The 25715-nt window shown below is 73.6% G+C and carries 23 protein-coding genes; 15 read left to right on the top strand and 8 right to left on the bottom strand.

The annotated features are described in order from the left end of the window. Positions 1 to 122: 122 nt before the first annotated feature. The 7 genes from trhA (at position 123) to dapB (ending at position 7961) form a co-directional block, all read left to right on the top strand. Complete coding sequence (gene trhA, locus FXF68_RS21505) at positions 123 to 788, top strand: PAQR family membrane homeostasis protein TrhA (RefSeq protein WP_148761919.1); 666 nt, start codon at positions 123 to 125, stop codon at positions 786 to 788. A gap of 112 nt (positions 789 to 900) precedes the next feature. Then, entirely contained in the window at positions 901 to 1845 is a 945-nt protein-coding gene (locus FXF68_RS21500) for a bifunctional riboflavin kinase/FAD synthetase (protein ID WP_148762400.1), read from the top strand. 281 nt (positions 1846 to 2126) lie between these two features. Further along, the gene (gene rpsO, locus FXF68_RS21495) at positions 2127 to 2396 is read left to right on the top strand and encodes a 30S ribosomal protein S15 (protein WP_067884254.1); all 270 of its coding nucleotides are present in this window, start codon (positions 2127 to 2129) and stop codon (positions 2394 to 2396) included. A gap of 345 nt (positions 2397 to 2741) precedes the next feature. Continuing rightward, positions 2742 to 5072, top strand: a complete 2331-nt coding sequence (locus tag FXF68_RS21490) for a polyribonucleotide nucleotidyltransferase (RefSeq protein WP_148762398.1) — start codon at positions 2742 to 2744, stop codon at positions 5070 to 5072. Between the two features lie 80 nt (positions 5073 to 5152). Continuing rightward, the gene (locus FXF68_RS21485) at positions 5153 to 6472 is read left to right on the top strand and encodes a M16 family metallopeptidase (protein WP_148761917.1); all 1320 of its coding nucleotides are present in this window, start codon (positions 5153 to 5155) and stop codon (positions 6470 to 6472) included. 85 nt (positions 6473 to 6557) lie between these two features. Next, positions 6558 to 7181 (top strand): FMN-dependent NADH-azoreductase, encoded by a 624-nt coding sequence (locus FXF68_RS21480; protein WP_148761915.1) that lies wholly within the window; start codon positions 6558 to 6560, stop codon positions 7179 to 7181. A gap of 39 nt (positions 7182 to 7220) precedes the next feature. Continuing rightward, the gene (dapB, locus tag FXF68_RS21475; protein ID WP_148761913.1) at positions 7221 to 7961 is read left to right on the top strand and encodes a 4-hydroxy-tetrahydrodipicolinate reductase; all 741 of its coding nucleotides are present in this window, start codon (positions 7221 to 7223) and stop codon (positions 7959 to 7961) included. Positions 7962 to 7981: 20 nt separating this feature from the next. On the opposite strand, the gene FXF68_RS21470 is transcribed toward dapB, so the two are convergent. Continuing rightward, positions 7982 to 8857, bottom strand: coding sequence for a sigma-70 family RNA polymerase sigma factor (locus FXF68_RS21470; RefSeq protein WP_148761911.1), 876 nt, complete (start codon positions 8855 to 8857; stop codon positions 7982 to 7984). A 69-nt stretch (positions 8858 to 8926) separates the two neighbouring features. Next, positions 8927 to 9715, bottom strand: a complete 789-nt coding sequence (gene modA, locus FXF68_RS21465) for a molybdate ABC transporter substrate-binding protein (protein ID WP_148761909.1) — start codon at positions 9713 to 9715, stop codon at positions 8927 to 8929. Positions 9716 to 9895: 180 nt separating this feature from the next. On the opposite strand from modA, the gene FXF68_RS21460 reads away from it, so the two are divergent. Both FXF68_RS21460 and FXF68_RS21455 read left to right on the top strand, forming a co-directional pair. Further along, positions 9896 to 10588 carry a uracil-DNA glycosylase gene (locus FXF68_RS21460; protein ID WP_148761907.1) on the top strand — a complete coding sequence of 231 codons (693 nt, stop codon included), beginning with the start codon at positions 9896 to 9898 and terminating at the stop codon, positions 10586 to 10588. Positions 10589 to 10721: 133 nt separating this feature from the next. Next, entirely contained in the window at positions 10722 to 11747 is a 1026-nt protein-coding gene (locus FXF68_RS21455) for a hypothetical protein (RefSeq protein ID WP_148761905.1), read from the top strand. Here FXF68_RS21455 and FXF68_RS21450 read toward each other — a convergent pair. The 4 genes from FXF68_RS21450 to FXF68_RS21435 are packed head-to-tail and all read right to left on the bottom strand — an operon-like array spanning position 11711 to position 15461. Continuing rightward, positions 11711 to 12577 carry a 1,4-dihydroxy-2-naphthoate polyprenyltransferase gene (locus tag FXF68_RS21450; RefSeq protein ID WP_148761903.1) on the bottom strand — a complete coding sequence of 289 codons (867 nt, stop codon included), beginning with the start codon at positions 12575 to 12577 and terminating at the stop codon, positions 11711 to 11713. The two genes, FXF68_RS21455 and FXF68_RS21450, sit on opposite strands and share 37 nt — an antisense overlap. A gap of 34 nt (positions 12578 to 12611) precedes the next feature. Continuing rightward, positions 12612 to 14267: an MFS transporter gene (locus FXF68_RS21445; protein WP_246178845.1), complete on the bottom strand. Its 1656-nt coding sequence runs from the start codon at positions 14265 to 14267 to the stop codon at positions 12612 to 12614. Positions 14268 to 14316: 49 nt separating this feature from the next. Continuing rightward, positions 14317 to 14874: a GNAT family N-acetyltransferase gene (locus FXF68_RS21440; protein WP_148761901.1), complete on the bottom strand. Its 558-nt coding sequence runs from the start codon at positions 14872 to 14874 to the stop codon at positions 14317 to 14319. Between the two features lie 35 nt (positions 14875 to 14909). Further along, entirely contained in the window at positions 14910 to 15461 is a 552-nt protein-coding gene (locus tag FXF68_RS21435; protein WP_148761899.1) for a CGNR zinc finger domain-containing protein, read from the bottom strand. A gap of 125 nt (positions 15462 to 15586) precedes the next feature. On the opposite strand from FXF68_RS21435, the gene FXF68_RS21430 reads away from it, so the two are divergent. After that, positions 15587 to 15949, top strand: a complete 363-nt coding sequence (locus FXF68_RS21430) for a VOC family protein (protein WP_148761897.1) — start codon at positions 15587 to 15589, stop codon at positions 15947 to 15949. 9 nt (positions 15950 to 15958) lie between these two features. On the opposite strand, the gene FXF68_RS21425 is transcribed toward FXF68_RS21430, so the two are convergent. Further along, positions 15959 to 17350, bottom strand: coding sequence for an aminotransferase-like domain-containing protein (locus FXF68_RS21425; RefSeq protein WP_148761895.1), 1392 nt, complete (start codon positions 17348 to 17350; stop codon positions 15959 to 15961). Here FXF68_RS21425 and FXF68_RS21420 point away from each other — a divergent pair. Next, positions 17349 to 18365 (top strand): DMT family transporter, encoded by a 1017-nt coding sequence (locus tag FXF68_RS21420; protein WP_148761893.1) that lies wholly within the window; start codon positions 17349 to 17351, stop codon positions 18363 to 18365. The genes FXF68_RS21425 and FXF68_RS21420 overlap by 2 nt on opposite strands. Before the next feature lie 8 nt (positions 18366 to 18373). On the opposite strand, the gene FXF68_RS21415 is transcribed toward FXF68_RS21420, so the two are convergent. Beyond that, positions 18374 to 18559 carry a hypothetical protein gene (locus FXF68_RS21415; protein WP_148761891.1) on the bottom strand — a complete coding sequence of 62 codons (186 nt, stop codon included), beginning with the start codon at positions 18557 to 18559 and terminating at the stop codon, positions 18374 to 18376. Positions 18560 to 18843: 284 nt separating this feature from the next. Between FXF68_RS21415 and FXF68_RS21410 the strand changes: the two genes are divergently transcribed. The 4 genes from FXF68_RS21410 to FXF68_RS21395 all read left to right on the top strand — a co-directional run bounded on the left by FXF68_RS21410 (position 18844) and on the right by FXF68_RS21395 (position 25622). Further along, entirely contained in the window at positions 18844 to 19887 is a 1044-nt protein-coding gene (locus FXF68_RS21410; protein WP_246178844.1) for a glycoside hydrolase family 18 protein, read from the top strand. Positions 19888 to 20117: 230 nt separating this feature from the next. Continuing rightward, positions 20118 to 21056: a 4-hydroxy-tetrahydrodipicolinate synthase gene (dapA, locus tag FXF68_RS21405; protein ID WP_148761889.1), complete on the top strand. Its 939-nt coding sequence runs from the start codon at positions 20118 to 20120 to the stop codon at positions 21054 to 21056. A 73-nt stretch (positions 21057 to 21129) separates the two neighbouring features. After that, positions 21130 to 22815 carry a ribonuclease J gene (locus FXF68_RS21400; protein ID WP_148761887.1) on the top strand — a complete coding sequence of 562 codons (1686 nt, stop codon included), beginning with the start codon at positions 21130 to 21132 and terminating at the stop codon, positions 22813 to 22815. 113 nt (positions 22816 to 22928) lie between these two features. After that, entirely contained in the window at positions 22929 to 25622 is a 2694-nt protein-coding gene (locus tag FXF68_RS21395) for a DNA translocase FtsK (protein ID WP_148761885.1), read from the top strand. The last annotated feature ends 93 nt before the right edge of the window (positions 25623 to 25715 follow it).

Genomic DNA, 25715 nt, shown 5'->3' with positions numbered 1-25715 from the left:
GGAAGGGACGGGATGGACGGGACGCCCGGCACGTGGCGATCATCACCGGGGAAACCGGTGCGCTCCCAACCTACGGTCGCGTAACCTACGATTCGGTAGGTCAGTTGCCCGAGGAGGTGTCCATGATCTCGGTGGACGAGGCCCAGGCGGCGTCCCCGACCCGCCCGATGCTGCGCGGCTGGCTGCACGTCGGGGCGTTCCCGGCGGTGCTGGTCGCCGGGCTCGTGCTGGTGGCGCTCGGCCCGTCGACGCAGGCGCGGCTCGCGTCCGCGCTGTACGTGGCGACGTCCGCGATGCTGTTCGGCATCTCGGGGACGTACCACCGGCAGACCTCGGTGCGGCTGCTGGAGGCGCTGCGCCGGTTCGACCACGCCAACATCTACCTGATCATCGCGGGGACGTACACGCCGTTCGCCGTCCTCGCGCTGGACGGAGGCGTCCGCGTCGCCGTCCTCGCCATCGTCTGGACGGGCGCCATCGCGGGCGTCGTCTTCCGGACGACCTGGATCGGCGCCCCGCGCGCTCTCTACGTCACGCTCTACATCGTCCTCGGCTGGGTGGCGGTGTTCTTCCTGCCGCAGTTCGTGTCCGGAGCCGGGCTCCTTGCCTGCCTCATGGTCGCGCTCGGCGGCATCTGCTACAGCGTCGGGGGAGTGGTGTACGGGCTGCGGCGCCCAAACCCGTCGCCGCGCTGGTTCGGGTTCCACGAGGTCTTCCACGCCTGCACGCTCGCCGCGTACGTCCTGCAGTACATCGCCGTCTCGCTGGTCGTCTACCGTTCCGCCTGAGCCCGGCCCGCCGTTCCGCCTGAACCCGGGTGCCACCCCGTCCGCCCGCGCATGGCACTCTTAGGGACGGCAGGAAAGTCCGGGCAGGCACGTCCTACGCAGGGAGAGCATGGTGCGGCGCTGGAATGGCCTCGGCGAGGTCCCCGCTGACTGGGGCCGCTCGGTGGTCACCATCGGGGTGTTCGACGGCGTTCACCGCGGCCATCAGCGGATCGTCGGCGCCGCCGCGGACGAGGCGCGCCGCCGCGGGCTGCGGTCCGTGGTGATCACCTTCGACCCGCACCCGGACGAGGTCGTCCGGCCGGGCACCCACCCGCCGCTGCTCGCCACCACCCGGCGCCGCGTCGAGCTGCTCGAAGGGCTCGGCACCGACGCCGTCGTGGTCGTGCCGTTCACGCTGGAGCTGTCGAAGATGGCGCCGGACGAGTTCGTCCAGTCCGTGCTGGCCGACCGGCTGCACGCGGCGCACGTGATCGTCGGCGAGGACTTCCGGTTCGGGCACAAGGCCAAGGGCGACGTGGCGCTGCTGCGCGACCTCGGCGAGAAGTACGACTTCACCGCCGAGGGGATGCCGCTGGTGGCGAACGGCGACACGATCACGTCCACCTACATCCGCGGGCGGCTCGACGCGGGCGAGGTGGCCGAGGCGGCGCGGGCGCTCGGCCGCCCGCACCGGGTCGAGGGCGTCGTCGTGCGCGGGCACCAGCGGGGCCGCGCGCTCGGGTTCCCCACCGCGAACCTGGAGACGCAGCCGCACACCGCGATCCCGGCGGACGGCGTGTACGCGGGCTGGCTCGTCTGCGACTCCGACCGCTACCCGGGCTTCCGCTGGCCCGCCGCGATCTCCATCGGCACGAACCCGACCTTCGAGGGCGCCGGGGAGCGGACCGTCGAGGCGTACGCGCTGGACCGCGACGACCTCGACCTCTACGGCGAGCACATGGCCGTCGACTTCGTCGCCCGCATCCGCGACACGCTCAAGTTCGAGTCGGTCGGGGCGCTGATCGAGGAGATGCACCGGGACGTCGACCGCGCCCGGGAGATCACCTCCGGGTGACCCGCGCGCGACCCGGCGGCGGCTGCCACCGGCTCTGGCGGCGGCTGCCGCGGGCTCTGGCGGCGGCTGCCTCCGCGAGCGGCGCATACCCTGCGACAACGCCGCTTTCCGCAACGTGACCGGGGGGCTTTCCGGCATGGTACGGTGAATAGTCGCCGGGAAGGGCCCCGGCGCGGCTGGCTGCACCCTCATGCGGCCCGCCAATCTCTTAGTACGCACCATGCGGACCCGAGCGCCCACCGGGCCCGGATCTGCGGGTGTCGATCCATCGAAGGAGCCACGTGTCGCTCGACACCGCCACGAAAAACAAGATCATCTCCGAGTACGCGACCACTGAGGGTGACACCGGTTCCCCGGAGGTCCAGGTCGCGCTGCTCACACGTCGGATCAACGATCTGACCGAGCACCTCAAGGAGCACAAGCACGACCACCACAGCCGCCGCGGCCTCCTGCTGCTGGTCGGCCGTCGTCGCCGGCTCCTCAAGTACCTGTCCAACAAGGACATCAACCGCTATCGGCAGCTCATCGAGCGACTCGGACTGCGCCGCTAGCAAGGTGCGGGAGTGGCCCCCGGGGCCACTCCCTTCCTTTTTGGCCGGACGGGGAGGCGCCGGAGCACGGCGCGCCCCGACCGGCGCGCCGGAGGCCCGGCCGACACGGTTCGGCCTTCCGGCGCGCCCGGCCGCCCGGCGCCCCGTACGAGGGGCGCGGGAGGGCCAGTAAAACTGGAGACAAGCCTCGCGGACACCGCTGGTGCGGGCCGGTCCTCGGTAGTGGCTTCCGGATCTCGATCCGGGCGCTTCGATCGAAGACCGGCAGCGTGACAAACCACGGGAAACGGCCGCGAGGACCGACATGGAACCCTGAGGAGGTTTCCCGTGACAGAAGCCGTTCGCATCGACGGCGCGCACAGCACCGAGGCCGTGATCGACAACGGCACGTTCGGCACCCGCACCATCCGCTTCGAGACGGGCCGGCTGGCCCGCCAGGCGGCCGGCTCGGCCGTCGCCTACCTCGACGACGACACGATGGTGCTGTCGGCGACGACCGCGTCCAAGAAGCCGAAGGACAACCTCGACTTCTTCCCGCTGACGGTCGACGTCGAGGAGCGGATGTACGCGGCCGGGCGCATCCCCGGCTCGTTCTTCCGCCGCGAGGGCCGGCCGTCCGAGGACGCGATCCTCACCTGCCGCCTGATCGACCGGCCGCTGCGCCCGTCGTTCACCAAGGGGCTGCGCAACGAGATCCAGGTCGTCGAGACGATCATGGCGCTGCACCCCGACCACCTGTACGACGTCGTCGCGATCAACGCGGCCTCGATGTCGACGCAGCTCGCCGGCCTGCCGTTCTCCGGCCCGATCGGCGGCGTCCGCGTCGCGCTGATCGAGGGCCAGTGGATCGGCTTCCCGACCCACCCCGAGCTGGAGAACGCGACCTTCGACATGGTCGTCGCCGGGCGCGTCCTGGAGGACGGCGACGTCGCGATCATGATGGTCGAGGCGGAGTCCACCCGCGACACCCTGAAGCTCGTCGGCGACGGCGCGACCGCGCCGACCGAGGAGACCGTCGCGCAGGGCCTGGAGGCGGCCAAGCCGTTCATCAAGGCGCTGTGCAAGGCGCAGAGCGACCTCGCGGCCGTCGCCGCGAAGGAGACCGCCGAGTACCCGATCTTCCTCGACTACCAGGACGACGTGCTCGCCGCCGTCACCGAGTCGGTCAGCGAGGACCTCGCGCAGGCCCTCACGATCGCCGGCAAGCAGGAGCGCGAGTCCCGGCTGGACGAGCTGAAGGCCGGCGTCGCGGAGAAGCTCGCCGAGCAGTTCGAGGGGCGCGAGAAGGAGATCTCCGCCGCCTACCGCGCCGTGACCAAGAAGCTCGTCCGGGAGCGGATCATCCGCGACTCGGTCCGCATGGACGGCCGCGGCCCGAAGGACATCCGCCAGCTCACCGCGGAGGCGCACGTCATCCCGCGGGTGCACGGGTCGGCGCTGTTCGAGCGCGGCGAGACGCAGATCCTCGGCGTGACGACGCTGAACATGCTCCGCATGGAGCAGATGATCGACACGCTGAACCCGGAGCGCACCAAGCGCTACATGCACAACTACAACTTCCCGCCGTACTCGACCGGTGAGACCGGCCGGGTCGGGTCGCCGAAGCGCCGCGAGATCGGGCACGGCGCGCTCGCCGAGCGGGCGCTGATCCCGGTGCTGCCGAGCCGCGAGGAGTTCCCGTACGCGATCCGCCAGGTGTCGGAGGCGCTCGGGTCGAACGGGTCCACCTCGATGGGCTCGGTGTGCGCGTCCACCATGTCGCTGCTGGACGCGGGCGTCCCGCTCAAGCAGATGGTGGCGGGCATCGCGATGGGCCTGATCAACGAGGGCGACGAGTACGTCACGCTGACCGACATCCTCGGCGCCGAGGACGCCTTCGGCGACATGGACTTCAAGGTCGCCGGCACCCGTGACCTCATCACCGCGCTGCAGCTCGACACCAAGCTCGACGGCATTCCCGCGTCGGTGCTGGCCGCCGCGCTGCGGCAGGCCAAGGGCGCCCGCCTCGCGATCCTCGACGTGATGCAGGAGGCGATCGAGGCCCCGGCCGAGATGAGCCCGAACGCGCCGCGGATCATCACCATCAAGGTCCCGGTCGACAAGATCGGCGAGGTCATCGGCCCCAAGGGCAAGATGATCAACTCGATCCAGGACGACACCGGCGCCGACATCACGATCGAGGACGACGGCACCATCTACGTCGGCGCCACCGACGGGCCGTCCGCGGAGGCCGCGCGGCAGGCGATCAACTCGATCGCGAACCCGCACATGCCGGAGATCGGCGAGCGCTACCTCGGCACCGTCGTGAAGACGACGACGTTCGGCGCGTTCGTGTCGCTGCTGCCCGGCAAGGACGGCCTGCTGCACGTCTCGCAGATCCGCAAGCTGCACGGCGGCGCCCGGATCGAGAACGTCGAGGACGTGATGAGCGTCGGCGAGAAGATCCAGGTCGAGGTCACCGAGATCGACCAGCGCGGCAAGCTGTCGCTGGTCCCGGTCGAGGTGATCGAGCGCGAGTCGTCCGCGGGCGACGCGGGCGACGGCGGGGCCCCGGCGGGCGGCGCGTCCGCCGACGGCGAGTCCGGCGAGCGCAAGGAGGGCCGCGACGACGGCGAGCGGCGGCCGCGCCGCCGCCGCACCCGGCGCGGCGGGGACGACGAGAACCGCAACTCCTGACCCCTCGGCGATGACCGGCCGGCCGTCCCCGCGCGGGGGCGGTCGGTCGGCGCTTTCCAACAACGGAATGTGAGCGACACGTGACCCTGCCGGCGAGGGCGCAGGAGCCCGGCACCACCACCACGATCCACACGGAGGGCGCCGGCGCGGTGCGGCGCACCGTCCTGCCCGGCGGGCTGCGGATCATCACCGAGACGATGCCGACGGTGCGGTCCGCCGCGTTCGGCATCTGGTCGGCGGTCGGCTCCCGGGACGAGGCGCCCGCCGACGCGGGCGCCAGCCACTACTTGGAGCACGTGCTGTTCAAGGGCACCGCCCGGCGGACGGCGCTGGAGATCTCCGCGGCGGTCGACGCGGTCGGCGGCGATCTCAACGCGTTCACGGCGAAGGAGTACACCTGCTACTACGCGCGGGTGCTCGACTCCGACCTGCCGCTCGCGGTGGACGTGGTGTCCGACATGGTCGCCGGGTCGGTGAACCGCCCGGAGGACGTCGAGGCCGAGCGCGGCGTGATCCTCGAAGAGATCCACATGCGCGACGACGACCCCGGCGACCTGATCCACGACGAGTTCGCGACCGCGCTGTACGGCGACACGCCGCTCGGCCGTCCGATCCTCGGCACCGAGGAGTCGATCAACGCGCTCTCGCGGGACCGCATCCACGGGTACTACCGGGAGCACTACGTCCCGTCCAACCTGGTGGTGTCGGTGGCGGGCAACATCGACCACGACGAGGTCGTGCGGCTCGTGTCCGGCGCGTTCGCGGGCTACCTGACCGGCGACGCCGAGCCCGCCCCGCCCCGGCTGGACGGCGCGGCCGCGCCGGTCGACCCGCGCAGCGTGGTGATCGACAAGGACACCGAGCAGGCGCACATCATCCTCGGCGGCGCGGGGGTGTCCCGCACCGACGACCGGCGGTTCGCGCTCGGCGTGCTGAACGCGGCGCTCGGCGGCGGGATGTCGTCCCGCCTGTTCCAGGAGATCCGGGAGAAGCGCGGCCTCGCCTACTCGGTGTACAGCTACACCGCGCAGTACGCCGACTCCGGCGTCTTCGGCGTCTACGCGGGCTGCCAGCCCGCCAAGGCGGAGGAGGTGCTGTCGATCTGCCGGGACGAGCTCGGCAAGGCGGCGGCCGAGAGCCTCACCGACGAGGAGCTGGAGCGCGGGAAGGGGCAGCTCCGCGGCGCCATGGTCCTCGGCCTGGAGGACACCGGGTCCCGGATGAGCCGCATCGGCAAGAGCGAGCTGGTGTACGAGTCGCTGCTGCCGGTGGACGAGGTGCTCGCCCGCATCGAGGCCGTCACGCTCGACGACGTGCGCGCGATCGCCCGCGAGGTGCTGACGGCCCCTCAGGCGCTGACGGTGATCGGCCCGGTGGGGGACCGCGACTTCACGGCCTAGCGGCGGACTTGATAAGCGGACCAGGGTCCGTTAATCTCTCGAGGAGTAACCGGACCTTGGTCCGCATTTCTTGGGAGGACCCCTCATGTCCCGTCTGCTGCACATCTCCGCCTCGCCCCGGGGCGCCGCGTCCGAGTCGCTGGCGATCGCCGAGACCTTCCTCGACGCCTACCGGGAGACCCACGGCGACGTGGTCGACCACCACGACCTGTGGGACGGCACGCTCCCCGAGTTCGGCCCGGCCGCGGCCGGCGCCAAGATGACCGTCTTCGCGGGCGAGACGCCGTCCGGCGACCAGGCCGCCGCGTGGGCGGCCGCGCGCCGCGTGTTCGAGCGCTACGACTCCTACGACCGGTACCTGTTCAGCGTCCCGATGTGGAACTCCAGCGTCCCGTACATCCTCAAGCAGTTCGTGGACGTCGTGTCGCAGCCCGGCTGGGTGTTCTCCTTCGACCCGGAGGCGGGCTACAGCGGCCTGCTGCGCGGCAAGAAGGCGGCCGTCGTCTACACCAGCGCCGTGTACGGCGACGGACGCCCGCCCGCGTTCGGGACCGACAACCAGCGGCCGTTCCTCGAAGGCTGGCTGCGCTGGACGGGGATCACCGACGTCGAGGCCGTCGAGTTCCGCCCGGACCTCGCCACCGCCGACGCCGAGTCCGGCCGCCGCGCCGCGCACGCCGAGGCGCGGGAGCTGGGCAAGCGCTTCTGACGATAGGCTCTGCGGCGGAACGCCGTAGGGGAGGAACACGTGATCAAGGTCGGGGTGCTGGGCGCGCGGGGCCGGATGGGCGCCGAGGTCTGCCGTGCCGTGCGGGACGCGGACGACATGGAACTGGTCGCCGCCGTCGACCAGGACGACGCCCGCGACCCGCTCACCGGGGCCGAGGTCGTCGTCGACTTCACCCACCCCGACGCCGTCATGGGCAACCTCGAATGGTGCGTCGGGCACGGCCTGCACGCCGTCGTCGGCACCACCGGGTTCGACGCGCCCCGGCTCGACGCCGTGCGGTCCTGGCTGGCGGCGGACGGCGCGTCCGGCAACGTGATCATCGCGCCGAACTTCGGCATCGGCGCGGTGCTCATGATGCACTTCGCGCAGAAGGCCGCGCCGTTCTTCGACTCCGTCGAGATCGTCGAGACGCACCACCCGAAGAAGGCGGACGCGCCGTCCGGCACCGCCCGCCGCACCGCCGAGCTGGTCGCCGCGGCGCGCGCCGAGGCGGGCCGCGCGCCGTCCCCGGACGCCACGACGTCCGGGCTCGACGGCGCCCGCGGCGCGGACGTGGACGGCGTCCGCGTGCACGCCGTCCGCATGTCCGGCGCGGTCGCGCACCAGGAGGTCGTCCTCGGCGGGCACGGCGAGCTGCTCACCGTCCGGCACGACTCGATGGACCGCACGTCCTTCATGCCGGGCGTCCTCCTCGCCGTCCGCCGCGTCCCCGAGCTCGACCGCCTGACGATCGGCATCGAGACCCTCCTCGGCCTGTAACCGGCCCGCGCCCCGCGCGGTCAGTCGAGTACGGTCAGGTCCAGGGCGGCCAGGCGGTCGGGGTCGGCGAGGATGTCGATGGCGGCGACGCGGCCGCCCACCACCGTGAAGGACAGCACCGACCTGGCGCGGCCGTGCACGATGCCGACCACGCCGGCGGCGCCGTTGACCAGGGCCGGGCGCGCGTCGCCGCCCGCGCTGCGGAAGAGGAGGGCCTGCCCGGCGACGGCCTCCGCGCCGCGGAGCTCGATGCGTCCGACGGCGGGGCCGGGGTCGGCGCGGAGCACCACGTCCGGGGCGAGGACGGCGACGAGCGCGTCGAAGTCGCCGCCGCGGGCGGCGGCGAGGAAGGCGTCCACGACCTCGCGCTGGCGCACCGGGTCCGGCTCCGGGACGGGCGCCGCGCCGCGCACCCGGCGGCGGGCGCGGCTGGCGAGCTGCCGGGCGGCGGCGGGGGAGCGCCCGATGATCGCGGCGATGTCGTCGAACGGGACGGCGAACGTGTCGTGCAGGACGAACGCGAGCCGCTCGGCGGGGCTGAGCGACTGGAGCACCACCTGCAGCGCGAGGCCGACCGAGTCGGCCATGAGCGCCTCGTGCTCGGGGTCGACGCCGGACGCGGGGTCGAGGATCGGGTCCGGCAGCGGCTCGTCCAGGGGGTCCTCGCGGCGGGACGTGCGCGAGCGCAGCATGTCCAGGCAGACGCGCCCGACGACGGTGGTCAGCCAGCCGCCGAGGTTGTCGATGCCGGACGGGTCGGACTTCGCGAGCCGCAGCCACGCCTCCTGGACGGCGTCGTCGGCCTCGGCGAGCGAGCCGAGCATCCGGTACGCCACGGCCCGCAGGTGGCCGCGGTGCCGCTCGAACCGGTCCGCCAGGTAGTCGCGCTCGTCCATCGGTTCCCCCTCGTCGGCTCCCTCTCCAGCCTTGACGGAGCGGCCGGGGCCGATGTGACATCCCGCCGGTCAGCCGCCCGCGGACCGGGCGGCGGGGGTGGCGAAGCCGTACTTGTTGAACAGCCTCCGCGCGTCCGGGGTGACCAGCCAGGAGAGGAACTCGTCCGTCTCCGCCGCGTGGTCGCCGTCCTTGATCGACGTGGCGGGGAAGGCGGCGGTGACGTTCAGCCGCGCCGGGATCGGGACGCTGCTCGCCGCCACCCCCGCGGAGGCGAGGTCGGTGACGTAGACGAGGCCCGCGTCCGCCTCGCCGGAGCGCACCCGGTCCAGGACGGCCCGCGCGCTGATCTCCTGCGAGCTCCCCCGGACGGCCACGCCCGCCTGCGCGAACACCTGCCGCGTGTAGCGGCCCACCGGGACGGACTCGGCGCCGACCGCCACCCGCAGGCCGGGCCGCGCGAGGTCGCGCAGGTCGCGGATGCCGAGCGGGTCGCCGGGCGCGACGGCGATGGTCATCGAGCTGAGCGCGACGATCCGCCGCTGCGGGCCTAGGTAGCGGCTCTCCTCGTCCAGGCTCGCGAGGTCCGTCGTCACGAGGACGTCGCCGGGCTCGTGGCGGGACAGCCGGCTCGCCAGCTCGGGCGCCGCGCCGAACTCGAACCGCAGCCGGACGCCGGGGCGCTCCTGCGCGTAGGCCGTCCCGATCTCGCCGAACACCTCGGTGAGCGACGTGTTCGCGAGGACGGTGAGGGTCACCGGCCCGGACGTCCCGCCGCAGCCCGCGCCGAGCAGCGGCAGGGCCAGCACGGCGAGCGGCACGGAGGGCCGGAGCCGCCGCCGTCGGGGGGAATCGGGCATATGACGTCATCCTAGAGTCGGGGGCGGTCCGCTCCCGGGATTCCGGCCGGTGTGTCAGCCGACCGGTCCGCGGCCCTTGCGGGGAGGCCGTTTCGCGCGGGTCTGCGGGAGCACCGAAAATGGTCAGTGGGCGCGGCTAGGGTTTCCGGCAAGTGGAGATCCCGTCCCGGAGGCCCGACGATGTCGCTCGACCTGATGGAACTGCTGCCCGCCGACTGGCGGGAGCGGCTCGACCCCCTGCTCGACCCGCTCGGCACCGCCGCGCTGGCCGCGTTCGTCGAAGGGGAGTACGCGGAGCAGACCGTCTACCCGCCGCGGGACGACCTGTTCAGCGCGTTCCGGCACTGCCCGTACGACCGGGCCCGCGTCCTCATCCTCGGCCAGGACCCGTACCACGGGCCGGGGCAGGCGCACGGGCTCAGCTTCAGCGTCCGGGACGGCGTGCGCCTGCCGCCGTCGCTGCGCAACATCTACAAGGAGCTCGCGACCGACCTGGAGGTCCCGGCCGCGAAGTCCGGCGACCTCACCCGCTGGGCCGACCAGGGCGTCCTGCTGCTGAACGCGGTGCTGACCGTCCGCGCGGGCGACGCGGGCTCGCACGCGGGCAAGGGCTGGGAGGACTTCACCGACGCCGCGATCCGCGCGCTGAACGACAAGGCCGAGCGGGTGGTGTTCGTGCTGTGGGGCGCGTACGCCCGCAAGAAGGCCCGGCTGATCACGGGCCCGCAGCACACCGTGATCGAGTCGGCGCATCCGAGCCCGCTCAGCGCCAAGAAGTTCTTCGGGACGCGCCCGTTCAGCGCCGTGAACAAGGCCCTCGTCGACGCCGGGCTCCCGGAGATCGACTGGGGCGCGGCGGCGCGCACGGACTGACCGCGCACGCCGCGCGCGGCCTGACGGCGCACACCGCGCGGCCTGACGGGCTAGCCCGCGCGGGGGAGGGGCCGCGCCGGTTTCCCCACGCGGCGGGAAGAGGCGCCCGCCGGGTCTGCGCCATCGTCGGGGCATGACCGTTTCAGCTTCGTCGCCCCTCCGGCGGGCGTCCGCCGCGCCCGGCTCTCCCGGACGTCTCCGGCTGGCCGTGTGCGCGGCGACCGTCGCGGCGTGCGTCCCGTACCTGGCCATCAAGACCGCGTGGCTGTCCGGCAGCACGGTCGGGTGGAACGACGCCGACGCCGCCCGGGAGTCGGCCCTCTACGTGGGCAACGCGATCAGCCTCGCCATGGACGCGACGGCCGTGCTGGTCGCGCTCGCGTTCACGTTCCCGTGGGGGCGGCGCGTCCCGGCGTGGACGGTGCTGGCCCCGATGTGGATCGCCGCCGGGCTGCTCGCGCCGATCGCGCTGGCCGTGCCGCTCGGCACCGTGCTGCAGGTGGCGTTCTCCTCGCAGCCGGTGGTCGATCCCGGCGGGGCGCTCCAGGGGTGGGTGTACGGCGTCGTGTACACGGGCTTCACCCTGCAGGGCATCGGGTTGGTCACGGCGTTCGTCCTGTACGCCCGCGACCGGTGGACGCACGTGTTCACCGTCCGCACCGAGGACATTCCCAGGGGCGCGACGCATCGGCTCCAGGTCCTCCTGGCCCGGACGGCGGCCGTGTTCGCGGTCCTGTTCGCGGCCGTGCACCTGTTCTGGGCGTGCGGCGGGACGGCCGGTCTCATCGCGGAGGAGTACCTGAGCCGGGGCCCGGCCAGGCAGACCGTCGACGGCGTGATGGGCCTCCTCGCCCTCGTCGCCGCGGCGGCGCTGCTGGCGAGCGTCGGCCGGGCGCGCCGCCCGCGCCGGTTCGCCGTCCCGCTCGCGGGGGCGTGGGTCGGGACGGCCGCCACGTTCTCCTGGTCGCTCTACCTGCTCATCGTGACGATCGCCCAGCCGGGCCGCCTCGGCACGCACTCGACGGCGGCGGTCAACCTGACGCTGCTGTGCGGACTCCTCGCCGGGCTGCTGATGGGCGTGACGGGGGCCGTCCTGCTCGTGGAACTCGCCGAGCGGGACGTTCAGATCGCCAGTCCGGCGGCGAGCAGCACGCCGTAGGCGATCTGGAGCCGGCCGGTCTCGCCCAGCACGGGGATCAGGGCGGGGCCGGTCGCGCCGTTCAGCACCTTCTGCGTCGGCGGCAGCGACAGCGGCGCGGCGAGCAGCGCGATCAGCGCCCACGGGTGCGGGGCCGCCAGCACCAGCACGACCATGAACGGCAGCGCGGTGCACGCGGCGTACAGGATCCGGGTCCAGCGGTCGCCGAGGACGACGGCGAGCGTCCGCTTGTTCGCCTCCCGGTCGGTGGGGATGTCGCGCAGGTTGTTCGCGACGAGCAGCCCGCAGGCCAGCATCCCGATCGGGACGGCCGCCGCCCACGCCTCCCACGGCAGGCCCTCGACCTGCACGTAGACCGTTCCGACGACGGCGACGAGGCCGAAGAACACGAACACCGACACCTCGCCGAGCGCGCGGTACCCGTACGGCGTCCTCCCGCCCGTGTAGAACCAGGCGGCGAGGATCGCGCACGCGCCGACGAGCAGCAGCCACCAGGTCGTCACGGCGGCGAGGACGAGCCCGGCGACGGCGGCGGCGAGGAAGCAGCCGAGCGCGGCGGCGAGCACCTGGCGCGGCGGCGCCGCCCTCGACCCGACGAGCCGCAGGGGGCCGACGCGCTCCTCGTCGGTGCCGCGGACGCCGTCGCTGTAGTCGTTGGAGAAGTTCACCCCGATCTGCAGGACGAGCGCCACGGCCGCGGCGAGCAGGGCGCGCCACCAGACGGCGCCGCCCTCGCCCGCGGCGACGCCGGTTCCGACGACGACGGGGACGAGGGACGTGGGCAGGGTGCGGGGCCGGGATCCGGCGACCCATTGGGACAGCGTGGCCACAGTTACCGCTCGTTCTCGTGGGGCGACAGGGGGACTAACCCTTCGATTCTTCCGGATGACGATCACCGCTCGGACGCAGCCGCAGCGACATCGCGAGGCCGAGCGCGAGGATCGCGGCGGTGGTCAGGGCGGCGTTCCTGGTCGCGGCGGCGAGGCTCGCGTCCGCGGCGCTGGCCTCGGCGGCGAGCGCGGGGGTCGCGTGCAGCTCGCGGCCGTAGGTCCCGGCGCTCTCGCGCAGCTCGTGCGCGACGGCGGCGCGCCGCTCCGGCGGCAGCGCGGACCCGGACAGCCGGTCGGCCATCGCGTGCCCGAGGCTCGTGGCGAAGACCGTCCCGACGGCGGCGATGCCGAGCGCGGCGCCGACCTGCCGGGCGGTGGACTGGGTCCCGGCCGCCTGCCCGGCCCGCTCCGCCGGGACGTCCGCCAGCGACACGTTGGTGAGCTGCGCGGACGTCAGCCCGAGGCCGAGCCCGTAGAGCAGCATCCACGGCGCGAGCCCGAGCCCGCCGGTGGACGCCGACACGGTCGCCGCCAGCCCGGCGACGGCGGCGACCTCCAGCGCCATCCCGATCCGCACGACCCGGTGCGGGCCGCGCCGGTTCGCGAGCCGCCCCGCGTACCCGCCGGACAGGAACGAGCCGAGCGCGAGCGGCAGGATCGCGAGGCTGATCTGCAGCGGGTTCGTCCCGTGGACGCCGAGCAGGAACAGCGGCAGGACGAACAGCAGCCCCAGCTCGCCCACGCTGATCAGCGCGGACGCGAGGTTGCCGCGCCGGAAGTTCGGGACGCGCCACAGGTCGAGGTCGAGCATCACCGGGCGTCCGGCCGCCGCCCGCGACCGCTCGACGACGACCAGCGCCGCGAGCAGCACCGCGCCGAGCGCGAGGACGACCGGCACCGGCGAGAGCCCGGACGCGGGCCAGTCGAACCCGGCGATCGAGAACGGGCGCGTCGCCGCCCACCAGCCGTACGTCTGGCCCTCGATGATCCCGGCCACCAGCGCGCCGAGCCCGAGCGCGGACAGCGCGCCGCCCGGCCAGTCGATCTCGTGCCGCGCGGAGCCGCCCGCCCGCGCCCGCCGGGTCTCCGGCATGAACCGCAGCGCCCCCGCGACCAGCAGCGCGCCGAGCGGCAGGTTGACCCCGAACGCCCAGCGCCAGCCGCCGCCGGTGGCGAGCGCGCCGCCCGCGAGCGGCCCGAGCGCCGCCATGCCGCTGATCATCGAGCCCCAGATCCCGAACGCGACGGCGCGGTCCCGCCCGGTGAACACGGCGTTCAGCGTGGACAGCGTGGCCGGCATGATCATGGCGCCGCCGACGCCCTGCCCGGCCCGGGCCGCGATCAGCGCCGCGCCGCTCCCGGCGAGCGCGGCGGCGACGCTCGCCGCCGCGAACACCGCGACGCCGAGGACGAACATCCGGCGCCGCCCGAACAGGTCGCCCGCGCGGCCGAACGGGATCAGCAGCGCGGCGAAGACCAGCGCGTACACCGAGGTGACCCATTCCGCGTCCGTGGTCGTGAGGCCGAGGTCGGCGACGATCCGCGGGGTGAGGACGCCGACGATCGTCGCGTCCACGACGATCAGCGAGACGCCGAGGCTGATCACCACCATGGCGAGCCAGCGGCGGCGCCCGGCGGGCGGTTCCGCCACGGCGGGGGGCGGCGGCGTCAGGGAGGTGGACTCGGGCACGGATTCAAAGATATGGCCGGTCCGGGCAGGGTCGGCACCTGCCCCCGGCTCAGTCCCCGGCGTCGGCGTCGGCGCTGATGTCGGTGTGGAGGCGGATCTGCCGGACCGGCTCGCCCATGTCGAGGGTGCGGGCCGTCCCGTCCGGGGCCCAGCCGGCCGAGCCGAGGAACGTGCGGGTCACGTCGTCGGCCTCGAAGACCCAGCTCGTCAGGACGGCGAAGCCGTCCTCGCGGAGCAGGTCGGCGGTCGCGGCGAGCAGCCTGCTGCCGTGCCCGGCACGGGTGTGCGCCGGGTCGACCAGCAGCGTGATCAGCTCGGCGGCGGAGCCGGGGTCGAGGTCGGCGTCCTCGGCGGGCCCGTGCGCGGCGAACCCGACGACGAGGTCGGACGCGACCGCGACGAGCAGCCGGTGCCGCGGCGACGGCGGCGCGGTCGCGGCCTCGGCCCACCGGTCCCGCCACACCTCCACGGCTTCCGGCCCGGTCACCTCGGCGAGGACGGCCGCGGGCAGCAGGTCGCGGTAGCCGTGCCGCCACGCCCGCACCTGGATGTCGGCGACGGCGGCCGCGTCGGCCCGCCTGGCGGGCCGGACGCCCACGTCGGCCATGACCCCGTCCTCTCTTAGGTGATCTCGGGCTCACCCTAGCGAGCGGCGGGACGGCGGCGTGCCCGGTAGGCCCGCGTCTTGGTGCGGTTCCCGCAGACGCGCATCGAGCACCAGGAGCGCGACCGGTTCTTGGACGTGTCGAGGAACGCCCAGCGGCAGGTGTCCTCCTGGCAGACCTTGAGGCGGGACCACGTCCCGGCGGCGACCGAGTCCGTGATCGCGGCGGCGAGCCGGGCGAGCCCGGCGGCGGCCGTCCCCGGCGGGTCGAGCGGGACGAGCGCGGGCCGCGCCCCCGCGAGCGTGATCCGCAGGTGGAGGGCGGCGAACGCGTCGTCCAGCTCCTCGGGGAGGTCGGCCTCGCGCGGGCCGTGGTGCGCGGACATGGCCTCGCGCAGCCCCTCCCGCAGCGCGATCGCCACGCGGAGGTCGGCCGTCGTGGCGGTGGCAGCGGCCGGGACGAGCCCGCGCTCGGCGAGCCACCCGCCGACGTCGGCGGGCGTCGCCAGCCGGTCGTCGCCGTCCTCGACGTTGAGCGTGTTGACGAAGTCCGCCAGCAGCAGCGCGGGGTCGTGCTGAGCGCCGGTCATCGCGCCTCCTGCCTGTCCGCCGGGGAGTCTACCAACCTGCGACACCGCCTTTCGGTTTTCACTGGTTGCATCGGCTACGACACCACCGTTAATCTTTGGCCGGTGTCAACCAAGGGAGGGACGCGATGACCGACATCACCCCGCGGGTCACCACGCTCGTGATCGACTGCGCCGACCTCGACGTCATGGCCGCCTTCTGGGGAGGGCTGCTCGGCATGAAGCCGACCGGCCGCGAGGAGGACTGGCTCGACCTGGAACCCCTCGCCGGGAACGGCCCGGTGCTGGCGTTCCAGCGCGTCCCCGAGGGAAAGACGGCCAAGAACCGGCTGCACCTTGACCTGGACGTCCCCGACATCCACGCGGCGGGCGAGCGGGCCCGGCGGCTCGGCGCGACGCCCGCGGGCGAGCCGAGGGGCAACCCGCGCACGCCCTTCCAGGTGTGGCACGACCCCGAGGGCAACGAGTTCTGCTTCTGCACCGCCCGCTGACGCGGACGCTCAGGCCGGGAGGACGGCGGCGAGCCGCCGCACGCCCTCGGCCAGCTCCGCCGCAGTGGCGGCCGTCCCGTAGCTGATCCGCAGGTGTGGGGCGGGGGCCTCGGCGGGGAAGAACGGCCGCCCCGCGCTGACCAGGACGCCGCCGCGCAGCGCGGCCTCGGCGACGGCGGTGTCGTCGACGCCGTCCGGCAGCCGGACCCACAGGTGGAGCCCGCCGCCCGGACGGCTCGCCCGCAGCCCCGGCAGGTCGCGGGCGAACGCGGCGAGGGCCGCGTCGCGGCGGTCCCGCAGCGCCGCCCGGACGGCCCGCAGGTGCCGGGCCCAGCCGGGCGAGCTGACGAGTTCGAGCAGCGTCTCCTGCAGCGGCCGGGCCGGGAAGAACTCCTCGACGAGCTGGGTCGCGCGGATCCGCGCGGCGGCCGGGCCGCGGGCGATCACCGCGGCGACGCGCAGGCTGGGCGCGGTCGCCTTGGTCAGCGACGCGATGTGCACGACGCGGCCCTCGCCGTCCCGCGCGACGAGCGGCGGCGGGGGAGCGGCGACGCCGAGGTGGCGGGCGAAGTCGTCCTCGATCACGAACGCGCCCGCCGCGCGGGCCACGTCCAGCACCTGGGCGCGGCGCTCCTCGCTCAGCACCGCGCCGGTCGGGTTGTGGAAGGTGGGCTGGGTGTAGAGGGCGCGGGCCCCGCTCAGCGCGAACGCCTCCGCGAGCAGGTCGGGACGGACGCCGTCCGCGTCCACCGGGACGGGCACCGGATGCAGCCCGCTCGCCCGCGCCACGGCGAGCGCGCCGAGGTAGGTCGGCGACTCGACCAGCAGCGGCGCGCCCGGCGGCAGCAGCGCCCGCAGCACGGTCGTGAGCGACTGCTGCCCGCCGCTCGTGATCACCACGTCGGCGGGGGAGACGGCGCCGCCGACCGTCCGGGCGAACCAGGCGCGCAGCTCGGGCAGGCCGCCGAGCGCGGGCATGTCCCAGGCGTCCGGCCGCCGGGCGGCCCGCGCCGCCGCCGTCGCGAGCGCCCGCACGGGCTGGAGCGAGGGGTGCAGGTAGCCGCCGCTGAGCGCGACGACGCCGTCCGGGGCGGGGGTGAGCAGCCACGACACACCGGACGGATCGACCGCGCGGTCGCCGAGCGTGACCGCCTGCCAGCCGTAGTCGGCCGGTTCCGGCGCGGCGTTCGGACGCTCCGCCGCGAACGCGCCGCTACCCGGTCGCGTCACGATGAGCCCCTCGGCGGCGAGCAGCCCGAGCGCCCGCGACACCGTCACCGGGCTGACGCGGTGCCGCTCGACCAGCGCGCGGCTCGACGGGAGGCGCTCGCCCGGCCCCATCCGGCGGACGTCGCCGCGCAGCGCGTCGGCCAGCGCCGCCACACTGCTATCCTTTTTCATGAAGGCCAAGGATAGCGCTACTGTTCCCGCGCCGATAGCGGACGACCGGCCGGGGCTCGGCCTCGGGCTCGCCGCGATCGGCGTCCTGATCTACTCGTTCACCCTCCCCAGCACGGCCGCCGTCCTGGGCGACCTCGACCCCTACCTCATCGGCGTCGGCCGCTCCGCCGCCGCGTCCGTCCTCGCCGCCGGGGCCCTGCTCGCGGTGCGCGCCCGCCCGCCCCGCCGCGACCAGCTCGCCGCGTTCGCGGTGGTCGTCGCCGGAGTGGTCTTCGGATTCCCGGTGCTCAGCACGCTCGCGCTCGACCACGGCGCGTCGTCCGCCCACTCGGCCGTCGTGGTCGGGCTGCTGCCCGCCGCCACCGCCGTGCTCGGCGCGCTGCGCGCCGGGGAGCGGCCGTCGCGGGCGTTCTGGCTGGCGGGCGCGGCGGGCGCGGCGTGCGTCACCGGCTTCGCGCTGGTCCGCGGCGCGGGCCGGGTCACGGCCGCCGACCTGCTGCTGTTCGGCGCGCTGCTCGCCGCGGCGGCCGGGTATACCGAGGGCGCGCGGCTGTCCCGCGACATGCCCGGCTGGCGGGTGATCTCCTGGGCGACCGTGCTGGCCGCGCCGATCACCGTCCCGGTGACCGGGTGGCTGCTCGCGACGACCGGGCCGCACTGGACGGGACGCGCCGTCCTCGGCTTCGGCTACGTCGCCGCCTTCTCCGCCTACCTGGGGTTCTTCGCCTGGTACGAGGGCCTCGCGCGGGCGGGGATCGCCCGCGCGAGCCAGCTCCAGCTCGCCCAGCCGGTGCTGACCCTCGCGTGGTCGGCGGTCCTGCTGGACGAGCGGGTCGACGCGACCACGGCGCTCGCCGCCGTCGCCGTCCTGGTCTGCGTGGCGCTCACCCAGCGCGCCCGCGTCCGCCGGTCCCCGCTCGCCGCGCGGGGCCTGCCGGGCCGGTCCTGGGGGTCGTCCCCCCAGGCGAGACCGGACCGGTCGCGCGGCGAGCGGGAGAGCGTCACGCCGCGGTGACCTCCTCCTCAGTCCTTGACGATCTGGGCGAGAAGGGTGACCACGCCGACGCCGACCCCGATCGGGAGCGCGAGCCCCGGGGCGGCGAAGGTGAGCGCGGCGGCCCCGACCGCCACGAGGACGATCACGAGGGCGCGCGTGCTGATCAGAGGCTTCGGTTCGGCCTGGTTCGGTCGTCGCATGTCGGTTCGCATGTCGGTTCGACCTCCATCCCCTTGGACGGGTTGGGTCCGCGGCGGATCCCCGTCGGGTCCGGCGGGCGCGGGTCCACAGGGCGCGAGTCCAGCGGGCGCGAGTCCAGCGGGCCGACCTGGAGCCGCCGCGTCGTCACAGCGTGGACCCGCTGTCAACGGCCCGCCGCGCGCGGCGCGCGATCCCGTCCAGATCTTGGACGGCGCGTGACCGGATGCTGGACGCGCCGAGGGGGAACCGGGGGCTCGGCGCCCGGTCCGCCCGGAACATCCGGGATCATTGCCGGATGGCGCGACGCGGATGGGCTCGCCGGGGCCTGCGGTGGCTCGGCTGGACGGCGGCGTACGTCCTCGGCCTGGCGGCGCTCGCGGTCGCGGGCGCCTGGACGTGGTGGCAGCCGGACCCGTCCGCGCCCGGCACCGACACGAACGCGCTGTGGGCCCGGCACCAGTGGGTCGGCGAGCCGCACACCGACGCCGAGTACCGGGCGCTCGGGACGCTGCTCAAGCAGAACCGCATCAGCGACGTCTACTTCCACGCGGGCCCGGTCGAGGCGGACGGGACCGTCCCGCCCGCCAAGTACCGCTACGCGTGGCAGCTCATCGAGGCCGTCCGCGAGTACGCGCCCGGCGTCCGCGCCCAGGCGTACCTGGGGCAGGTGCGAAAGGTGGACGGCTCAGGCGTCATCGACCTGGACGACCCCAAGGTGCGCGAACAGGTCGTCAAGACCGACGCGCTCTTCCTCGACCTCGGCTTCGACGGCATCCACTACGACTTCGAGCCCATCTACCCCGACGACCACGCCTTCCTCAAGCTCATGGACGCCACCCGCGAGCTGACCCGGCCTCGGGGACGGCTCCTGTCCGTCGCGCTCGAACAGCCCGCGCTCGTGGACGCCCTCCAGCCCGTCTACAAGGCGCTGATCCCGCGCACCGGGGCCGTCCACTACCCGCCGCGCCCGACCGCGGACTTCCTGCGCGCCGTCGCCGACCGCGCCGACCAGGTCGCGATCATGACCTACGACGTGTCGCTGCCGACCGGCGCCCTCGCGGGCTGGCACTTCGCCCGGCACACCCGGACCACGCTGGAGCTGATCGGCGACCGGACGACTGTGTTCATGGGCGTCCCCACCTACCGCCCGCGCGCGGAGTGGTCGGAGACCCTGGACGTCGCGCTCCGTGGCGTCCGGCGCGGTGTCGACGACCTGGAGCGCCCGCCGAAACGCCCGTACGGCGTCGGCGTGTACGCGGATTGGACGACCCGTCCCGACGAATGGGCCCGTTATCGCGCCCTCTGGCCCTCCCCGGCGGCCTCCGCGTTGAGCGGCTGACTTGACCTGAGATGACCGCTGGGTCACGTTATGCGATCGAGTCCGGGAAGTGGCCGGACTGACCCCGTAACGCCGCATTTGCGTGCCACGATGTGTTCTGGGAGCCGTCGCCACGCGTACCCCCGAGCGTGTGGCGGCGGCTTCCTCCGTTCCCTCCCGTCCGGGCCCGTCCGATGTCAGCTTGGACCTGCGGGTCCACCTGGTACGGCCGGAACGGTACCGTTCGATGCATGGCACCCAGCACAACACCTGACGCTCCGTTCGGGCGGATGCTGACCGCGATGGTCACCCCGTTCCTGCCCGACGGCGGCGTCGACTACGACGGCGCCGCGCGCCTCGCGACCCACCTGGTCGACGAGCGGCGCCACGACGGCCTGGTCGTCAACGGGACGACGGGCGAGTCGCCGACGACGAGCGACGACGAGAAACAGCAGCTTCTGCGCGCGGTGATCGACGCGGTCGGCGACCGCGCCGTGATCGTCGCCGGTGCCGGGACCAACCACACTGAGCACACGCTGAAACTCGCGCGGGAGGCCGAGGCCGCCGGCGCGCACGCCCTGCTCGTGGTGACGCCCTACTACAACAAGCCCCCGCAGGAGGGGCTGGTCCGCCACTTCACGGCGGTGGCCGACGCCACCGGCCTGCCCGCCATGCTCTACGACATCCCCGGCCGCGCCGGGGTGCCGATCGAGAACGCGACGCTGATGCGGCTCGCCGAGCACCCGCGGATCATCGCCGTCAAGGACGCCAAGGGCGACCTGTTCGGCGCGTCCCGCGTGATGGCCGAGACCGACCTCGTCTGGTACTCCGGCGACGACAACCTCAACCTGCCGTGGCTGTCGGTCGGCGCCGCCGGGTTCGTCAGCGTGATCGGCCACGTCGTCGGCGCCGAGTTGCATGAGATGATCGACGCGCACCGCGCCGGCGACAACGCCCGCGCCCTGGAGATCCACCGGCGGCTGCTGCCCGTGGTCGCCGCCATCATGACCCGTACGCAGGGCGCCATCGCCGTCAAGGCAGCGCTGAACCTGCTCGGCCTGCCCGGCGGCGGCCCGCTCCGCGCGCCGCTCGTGGAGGCCCCGCCGGAGTTCGCGGCGAGCCTGCGTGAAGACCTGACGATTGGGGGAGTGAAAGTGCCGGAGGTTGTCATCCCGGAGGTCAGCCGATGACCGCAGCGAAACGAGGATCGTCGGGTGACCGGCCCGGAGATCTAGGGGGCGCCCGTCAGAGAGGCGGGGGCCGGTGAGTCATCCGCACCCGGAGCTGTCGGACCCGCCCGCCGCGCCCAAGGGCGGGCTGCGCATCGTCGCGCTCGGCGGGCTCGGGGAGATCGGCCGCAACATGACGGTGTTCGAGTACGGCGGACGCCTACTCGTCGTCGACTGCGGCGTCCTCTTCCCCGAGACCGAGCAGCCCGGCGTCGACCTGATACTGCCCGACTTCGAATACATCAGGGAGCGCCTGGACGACATCGAGGCCGTCATCCTCACGCACGGCCACGAGGACCACATCGGCGCCGTCCCGTATCTACTGCGTGAGCGGCGCGACATCCCGCTCGTCGGCTCCAGGCTCACGCTCGCGCTGCTGGAGGCCAAGCTCGCCGAGCACCGCATCAAACCCGTGACGAAGGTGGTCGCGGAGGGCGAGCGGTGCGTCCTCGGGCAGTTCGACTGCGAGTTCCTCGCCGTCAACCACTCGATCCCGGACGCGCTCGCCGTCGCGATCCGCACGCCCGCGGGGCTCGTCCTGCACACCGGCGACTTCAAGATGGACCAGCTCCCGCTGGACGGCCGGCTCACCGACCTGCCCGGCTTCGCGCGGCTCGGCGGGGAGGGCATCGACCTGCTGATGTCCGACTCGACCAACGCCGAGGTGCCCGGGTTCGTCACGAGCGAGCGCAACATCGGCCCGGTCGTCGACGAGGTGTTCCGCACCGCGCGGGAGCGGCTCATCGTCGCCTGCTTCGCGTCGCACATCCACCGCGTCCAGCAGGTCCTGGACGCGGCCGTCGCCAACGGGCGCAAGGTGTGCTTCGTCGGACGCTCGATGGTCCGCAACATGGGCGTCGCGCGCGAGCTCGGCTACCTCAACGTGCCCGACGACATCATGGTCGAGCAGAAGGAGCTCGACGACATCCCGGGCGACCGGCTGGTCCTGGTCTGCACCGGGTCGCAGGGCGAGCCGATGTCCGCGCTGTCGCGGATGGCGAACCGCGACCACTCGATCCGCATCACCGACCGCGACACCGTGATGCTCGCGTCCTCGCTCATCCCGGGCAACGAGAACGCGGTCAACCGCGTCATCAACGGGCTCACCCGCTGGGGCGCGCGCGTCGTGCACAAGGGCAACGCCTTGGTGCACGTGTCCGGGCACGCGTCTGCGGGCGAGCTGCTGTACGTCCTCAACGTGACGAAGCCGGGCAACTTCATGCCGATCCACGGCGAGTGGCGGCACCTGCGCGCGCACGCCAAGCTCGCGGCGCTCACCGGCGTCCCCGAGGACGGCATCGTCATCGCCGAGGACGGCGTCGTCGTCGACCTCGTGGACGGGCGCGCCGCCATCGTCGGCGCGGTCCCGGCGGGCTACGTGTACGTCGACGGCCTGTCCGTGGGCGAGGTCACCGAGACGTCGCTGAAGGACCGGCGCATCCTCGGCGAGGAGGGGTTCGTCTCCATCGTCGTCGGGATCGACTCGACGTCGGGCAAGCTCGTCGCCGGTCCCGAGGTGCACGCGCGCGGCGCGGGCATCACCAACGAGGACTTCGACGACGTCATCGCCCGCATCGAGGGCGTCCTGCGCGACGCCGCCGGGGACGGGGTCAACGACCTCCACCAGTTGAGCCAGCTCATCAGGCGGACGGTCGGCAAGTGGGTGAGCGACAACTACCGCCGCCGCCCGATGATCGTCCCCGTGGTCGTCGAGGTCTGAGGCGTCGTCGAGGTCTGAGCGCCGCCGAGATGTGAGGGAGGCGGGCGGGCGCGTGTCAACACGCCCGCCCGCCATCCCGGGAACCTCTTGGGTCCTTGGTTACTCTCATAATCATGGCCACACGTGCGTCTGGGGGTACCAAGGGGACGGCTGGGCGTAGCCATGGGACGCAGACCTCCTCGCGGACGGGGGGGCGGACGGCGGGCACGGCCCGCAAGTCCGCCGGGACGTCCGCCCGCAAGCGGCCGAGCACGGCCGCCAAGGGCGGCCGCGGCTCCGGCAGGTCACGCGCCCAGCAGAAGCCCGACCCGATCTCCCAGGCGGTGCTCGGCTTCTTCAAGCTGCTGTTCAAGCTGTACCTGCTCGCCGCCGTCGCGGTCGGCTCGATCTTCCGCGCGTACGGGAACGGCGCCCGCAACCTCGACGCCGAGCACCGCCGCGACGGCCTCGGCCTCGCGCTGCTGGGCTCGTCCATCGTGCTGGCCTCCGTCACCTGGTTCCGGCCGGACGGCGTCGTCACCATCGCGCTGGAGAAGGTCGTACGCGGCGGGCTCGGCATCCTCGCGATGGCGCTGCCCGTCCTGCTGGCCCTGCTCGCGTGGCGGACGCTGCGCCACCCCGAGCAGCACGAGGACACCGGGCGCGTCGTCATCGGCGTGACCGCGCTCGGCGTCGGCGTGCTCGGCATCCTGCACATCGCGGCGGGCGTCCCGTCCCCGGCCGAGGACATGCGCGGCGTGCGCGGGGCGGGCGGCGTCGTCGGGTGGCTCGTGTCCGCGCCCCTGGACGCCGCGCTCAGCGGCTGGGTGGCGGTGCCGCTGCTGCTCCTGCTGTCCGGCTTCGGGCTGCTGGTCGTCACGGCGACGCCGATCAACCGCGTCCCCGAGCGGATGTCCGACCTGTGGGCCGTGGCGACGCTCCAGGGCCGTCCGCAGCGCGAGTCCGGCGACGGGGCCGAGGAAGAGGGCGGGGAGGAAGGCGGGGACGCGCCGAAGAAGCGCCGCCGCAAGAAGAAGTCGGGCGAGGAACCGGACGAGCTGGAGGTCGGCGAGCACTCCCGCCCGTACGACACGCCGCTCCTGGAGGACGAGCCGAAGGAGAAGCCCGCGCGCCCGCGCCGCGACCTCGCCGACGAGCTGTTCGAGCCCGACCCGTTCCAGGCGGACGTCCCGCCGCCCGCCCCGCCCGCCGACGACGTCCCGCCCCCGCCGGAGGACGGCGACGAGCACGTCGCGGGCCGGCAGCTGTCCGGTGAGCGCGAGGCGGCGCCCCGGTCGGACGTCCGCGACCCGACGCCCGCGCCGCGCCGGTCCGAGCAGCTCCCGCTGTCGTCGTCCGGCGAGATCTACGTGCTGCCCGACCCGTCGGCCCTGCGTCCGGGCAGCGTCTCCAAGCCGCGCACGAAGGCCAACGACACGGTCGTGAACGCGCTGACCGGCGTGCTGGAGCAGTTCGACATCGACGCGCAGGTCACCGGCTTCACCCGGGGCCCGACGATCACCCGCTACGAGATCGAGCTCGGCCCGGCGGTGAAGGTCGAGAAGGTCACCGCGCTGACGAAGAACATCGCGTACGCGGTGAAGAGCGCGGACGTGCGCATCATCTCCCCGATCCCCGGCAAGTCGGCGATCGGCGTGGAGATCCCGAACACCGACAAGGACATCGTCAGCCTCGGCGACGTCCTCCGCTCGCCCGCCGCGACGAACGAGCACCACCCGATGGTCGTCGGCCTCGGCAAGGACGTCGAGGGGCGCACCGTCGTCGCCAACCTCGCGAAGATGCCGCACATCCTCATCGCGGGCGCGACCGGCGCGGGCAAGTCGACGTGCATCAACGGGCTCATCACCTCGGTCCTGATGCGCGCCACGCCGGACGAGGTGCGGATGATCCTCGTCGACCCGAAGCGGGTCGAGCTGACGATGTACCAGGGCATCCCGCACCTGATCACGCCGATCATCACCAACCCGAAGAAGGCCGCCGAGGCCCTCGAATGGGTCGTCGGCGAGATGGACCGCCGCTACGACGACCTCGCCGCGTCCGGCTTCCGGCACATCGACGACTTCAACAAGGCGGTCAAGGCGGGCAAGCTCACCGCGCCGCCCGGCAGCGAGCGCGTCTACACCCCCTACCCGTACATGCTCGTCATCGTGGACGAGCTGGCCGACCTCATGATGGTCGCGCCGCGCGATGTGGAGGACTCGGTCGTCCGCATCACGCAGCTCGCCCGCGCCGCCGGGATCCACCTCGTCCTCGCGACGCAGCGCCCCTCGGTCGACGTCGTCACGGGGCTCATCAAGGCGAACGTCCCGTCCCGGCTGGCGTTCGCGACGTCGTCGCTGTCGGACAGCCGCGTCATCCTCGACCAGCCCGGCGCGGAGAAGCTCGTCGGGCAGGGCGACGCGCTGTTCCTGCCGATGGGCGCGAGCAAGCCGATGCGCATCCAGAACGCCTACGTGGCCGAGAAGGAGATCCACGGGATCGTCGACCACTGCAAGGGGCAGATGGAGGCGAACTACCGGGAGGACGTCGCCGAGTCGTCCGCGCCGAAGAAGGAGATCGACGAGGAGATCGGCGACGACATGGACCTGCTCGTCCAGGCCATCGAGCTGGTCGTGTCCACCCAGTTCGGGTCGACGTCGATGCTGCAGCGCAAGCTCCGCGTCGGGTTCGCCAAGGCGGGCCGCCTGATGGACCTGATGGAGAGCCGCGACATCGTCGGGCCGAGCGAGGGCTCGAAGGCGCGCGACGTCCTGACCAAGCCGGACGACCTCCCCGGCGTCCTCGCGGAACTGCGCGGCGGCGCCTGACCGAAAGGCCCGGCGGCGGCGCGGCGGCGGGCGGGGCGGCGGCCAGGTGACGGCGGGGCGGCGGGGAGGCGGCGCGGAGGCCACGAGCGGGCG

The sequence above is a fragment of the Actinomadura decatromicini genome, assembly GCF_008121305.1.
Lineage (GTDB): Bacteria > Actinomycetota > Actinomycetes > Streptosporangiales > Streptosporangiaceae > Spirillospora > Spirillospora syzygii.
The sequence above is the reverse complement of the archived record's forward strand: the minus strand, read 5'-3'. Positions and strand labels throughout refer to the sequence as shown.

Excerpts from the sequence above, each read along its gene's own strand:
- trhA (WP_148761919.1), top strand. The coding sequence starts at position 123 with ATGATCTCGGTGGACGAGGCCCAGGCGGCGTCCCCGACCCGCCCGATG.
- FXF68_RS21480 (WP_148761915.1), top strand. The coding sequence starts at position 6,558 with ATGTCCCGTCTGCTGCACATCTCCGCCTCGCCCCGGGGCGCCGCGTCC.
- FXF68_RS21470 (WP_148761911.1), bottom strand. The coding sequence starts at position 8,857 with ATGGACGAGCGCGACTACCTGGCGGACCGGTTCGAGCGGCACCGCGGC.
- modA (WP_148761909.1), bottom strand. The coding sequence starts at position 9,715 with ATGCCCGATTCCCCCCGACGGCGGCGGCTCCGGCCCTCCGTGCCGCTC.
- FXF68_RS21460 (WP_148761907.1), top strand. The coding sequence starts at position 9,896 with ATGTCGCTCGACCTGATGGAACTGCTGCCCGCCGACTGGCGGGAGCGG.
- FXF68_RS21455 (WP_148761905.1), top strand. The coding sequence starts at position 10,722 with ATGACCGTTTCAGCTTCGTCGCCCCTCCGGCGGGCGTCCGCCGCGCCC.
- FXF68_RS21440 (WP_148761901.1), bottom strand. The coding sequence starts at position 14,874 with ATGGCCGACGTGGGCGTCCGGCCCGCCAGGCGGGCCGACGCGGCCGCC.
- FXF68_RS21435 (WP_148761899.1), bottom strand. The coding sequence starts at position 15,461 with ATGACCGGCGCTCAGCACGACCCCGCGCTGCTGCTGGCGGACTTCGTC.
- FXF68_RS21430 (WP_148761897.1), top strand. The coding sequence starts at position 15,587 with ATGACCGACATCACCCCGCGGGTCACCACGCTCGTGATCGACTGCGCC.
- FXF68_RS21420 (WP_148761893.1), top strand. The coding sequence starts at position 17,349 with ATGAAGGCCAAGGATAGCGCTACTGTTCCCGCGCCGATAGCGGACGAC.
- FXF68_RS21425 (WP_148761895.1), bottom strand. The coding sequence starts at position 17,350 with ATGAAAAAGGATAGCAGTGTGGCGGCGCTGGCCGACGCGCTGCGCGGC.
- FXF68_RS21415 (WP_148761891.1), bottom strand. The coding sequence starts at position 18,559 with ATGCGAACCGACATGCGACGACCGAACCAGGCCGAACCGAAGCCTCTG.
- FXF68_RS21410 (WP_246178844.1), top strand. The coding sequence starts at position 18,844 with ATGGCGCGACGCGGATGGGCTCGCCGGGGCCTGCGGTGGCTCGGCTGG.
- dapA (WP_148761889.1), top strand. The coding sequence starts at position 20,118 with ATGGCACCCAGCACAACACCTGACGCTCCGTTCGGGCGGATGCTGACC.
- FXF68_RS21395 (WP_148761885.1), top strand. The coding sequence starts at position 22,929 with ATGGCCACACGTGCGTCTGGGGGTACCAAGGGGACGGCTGGGCGTAGC.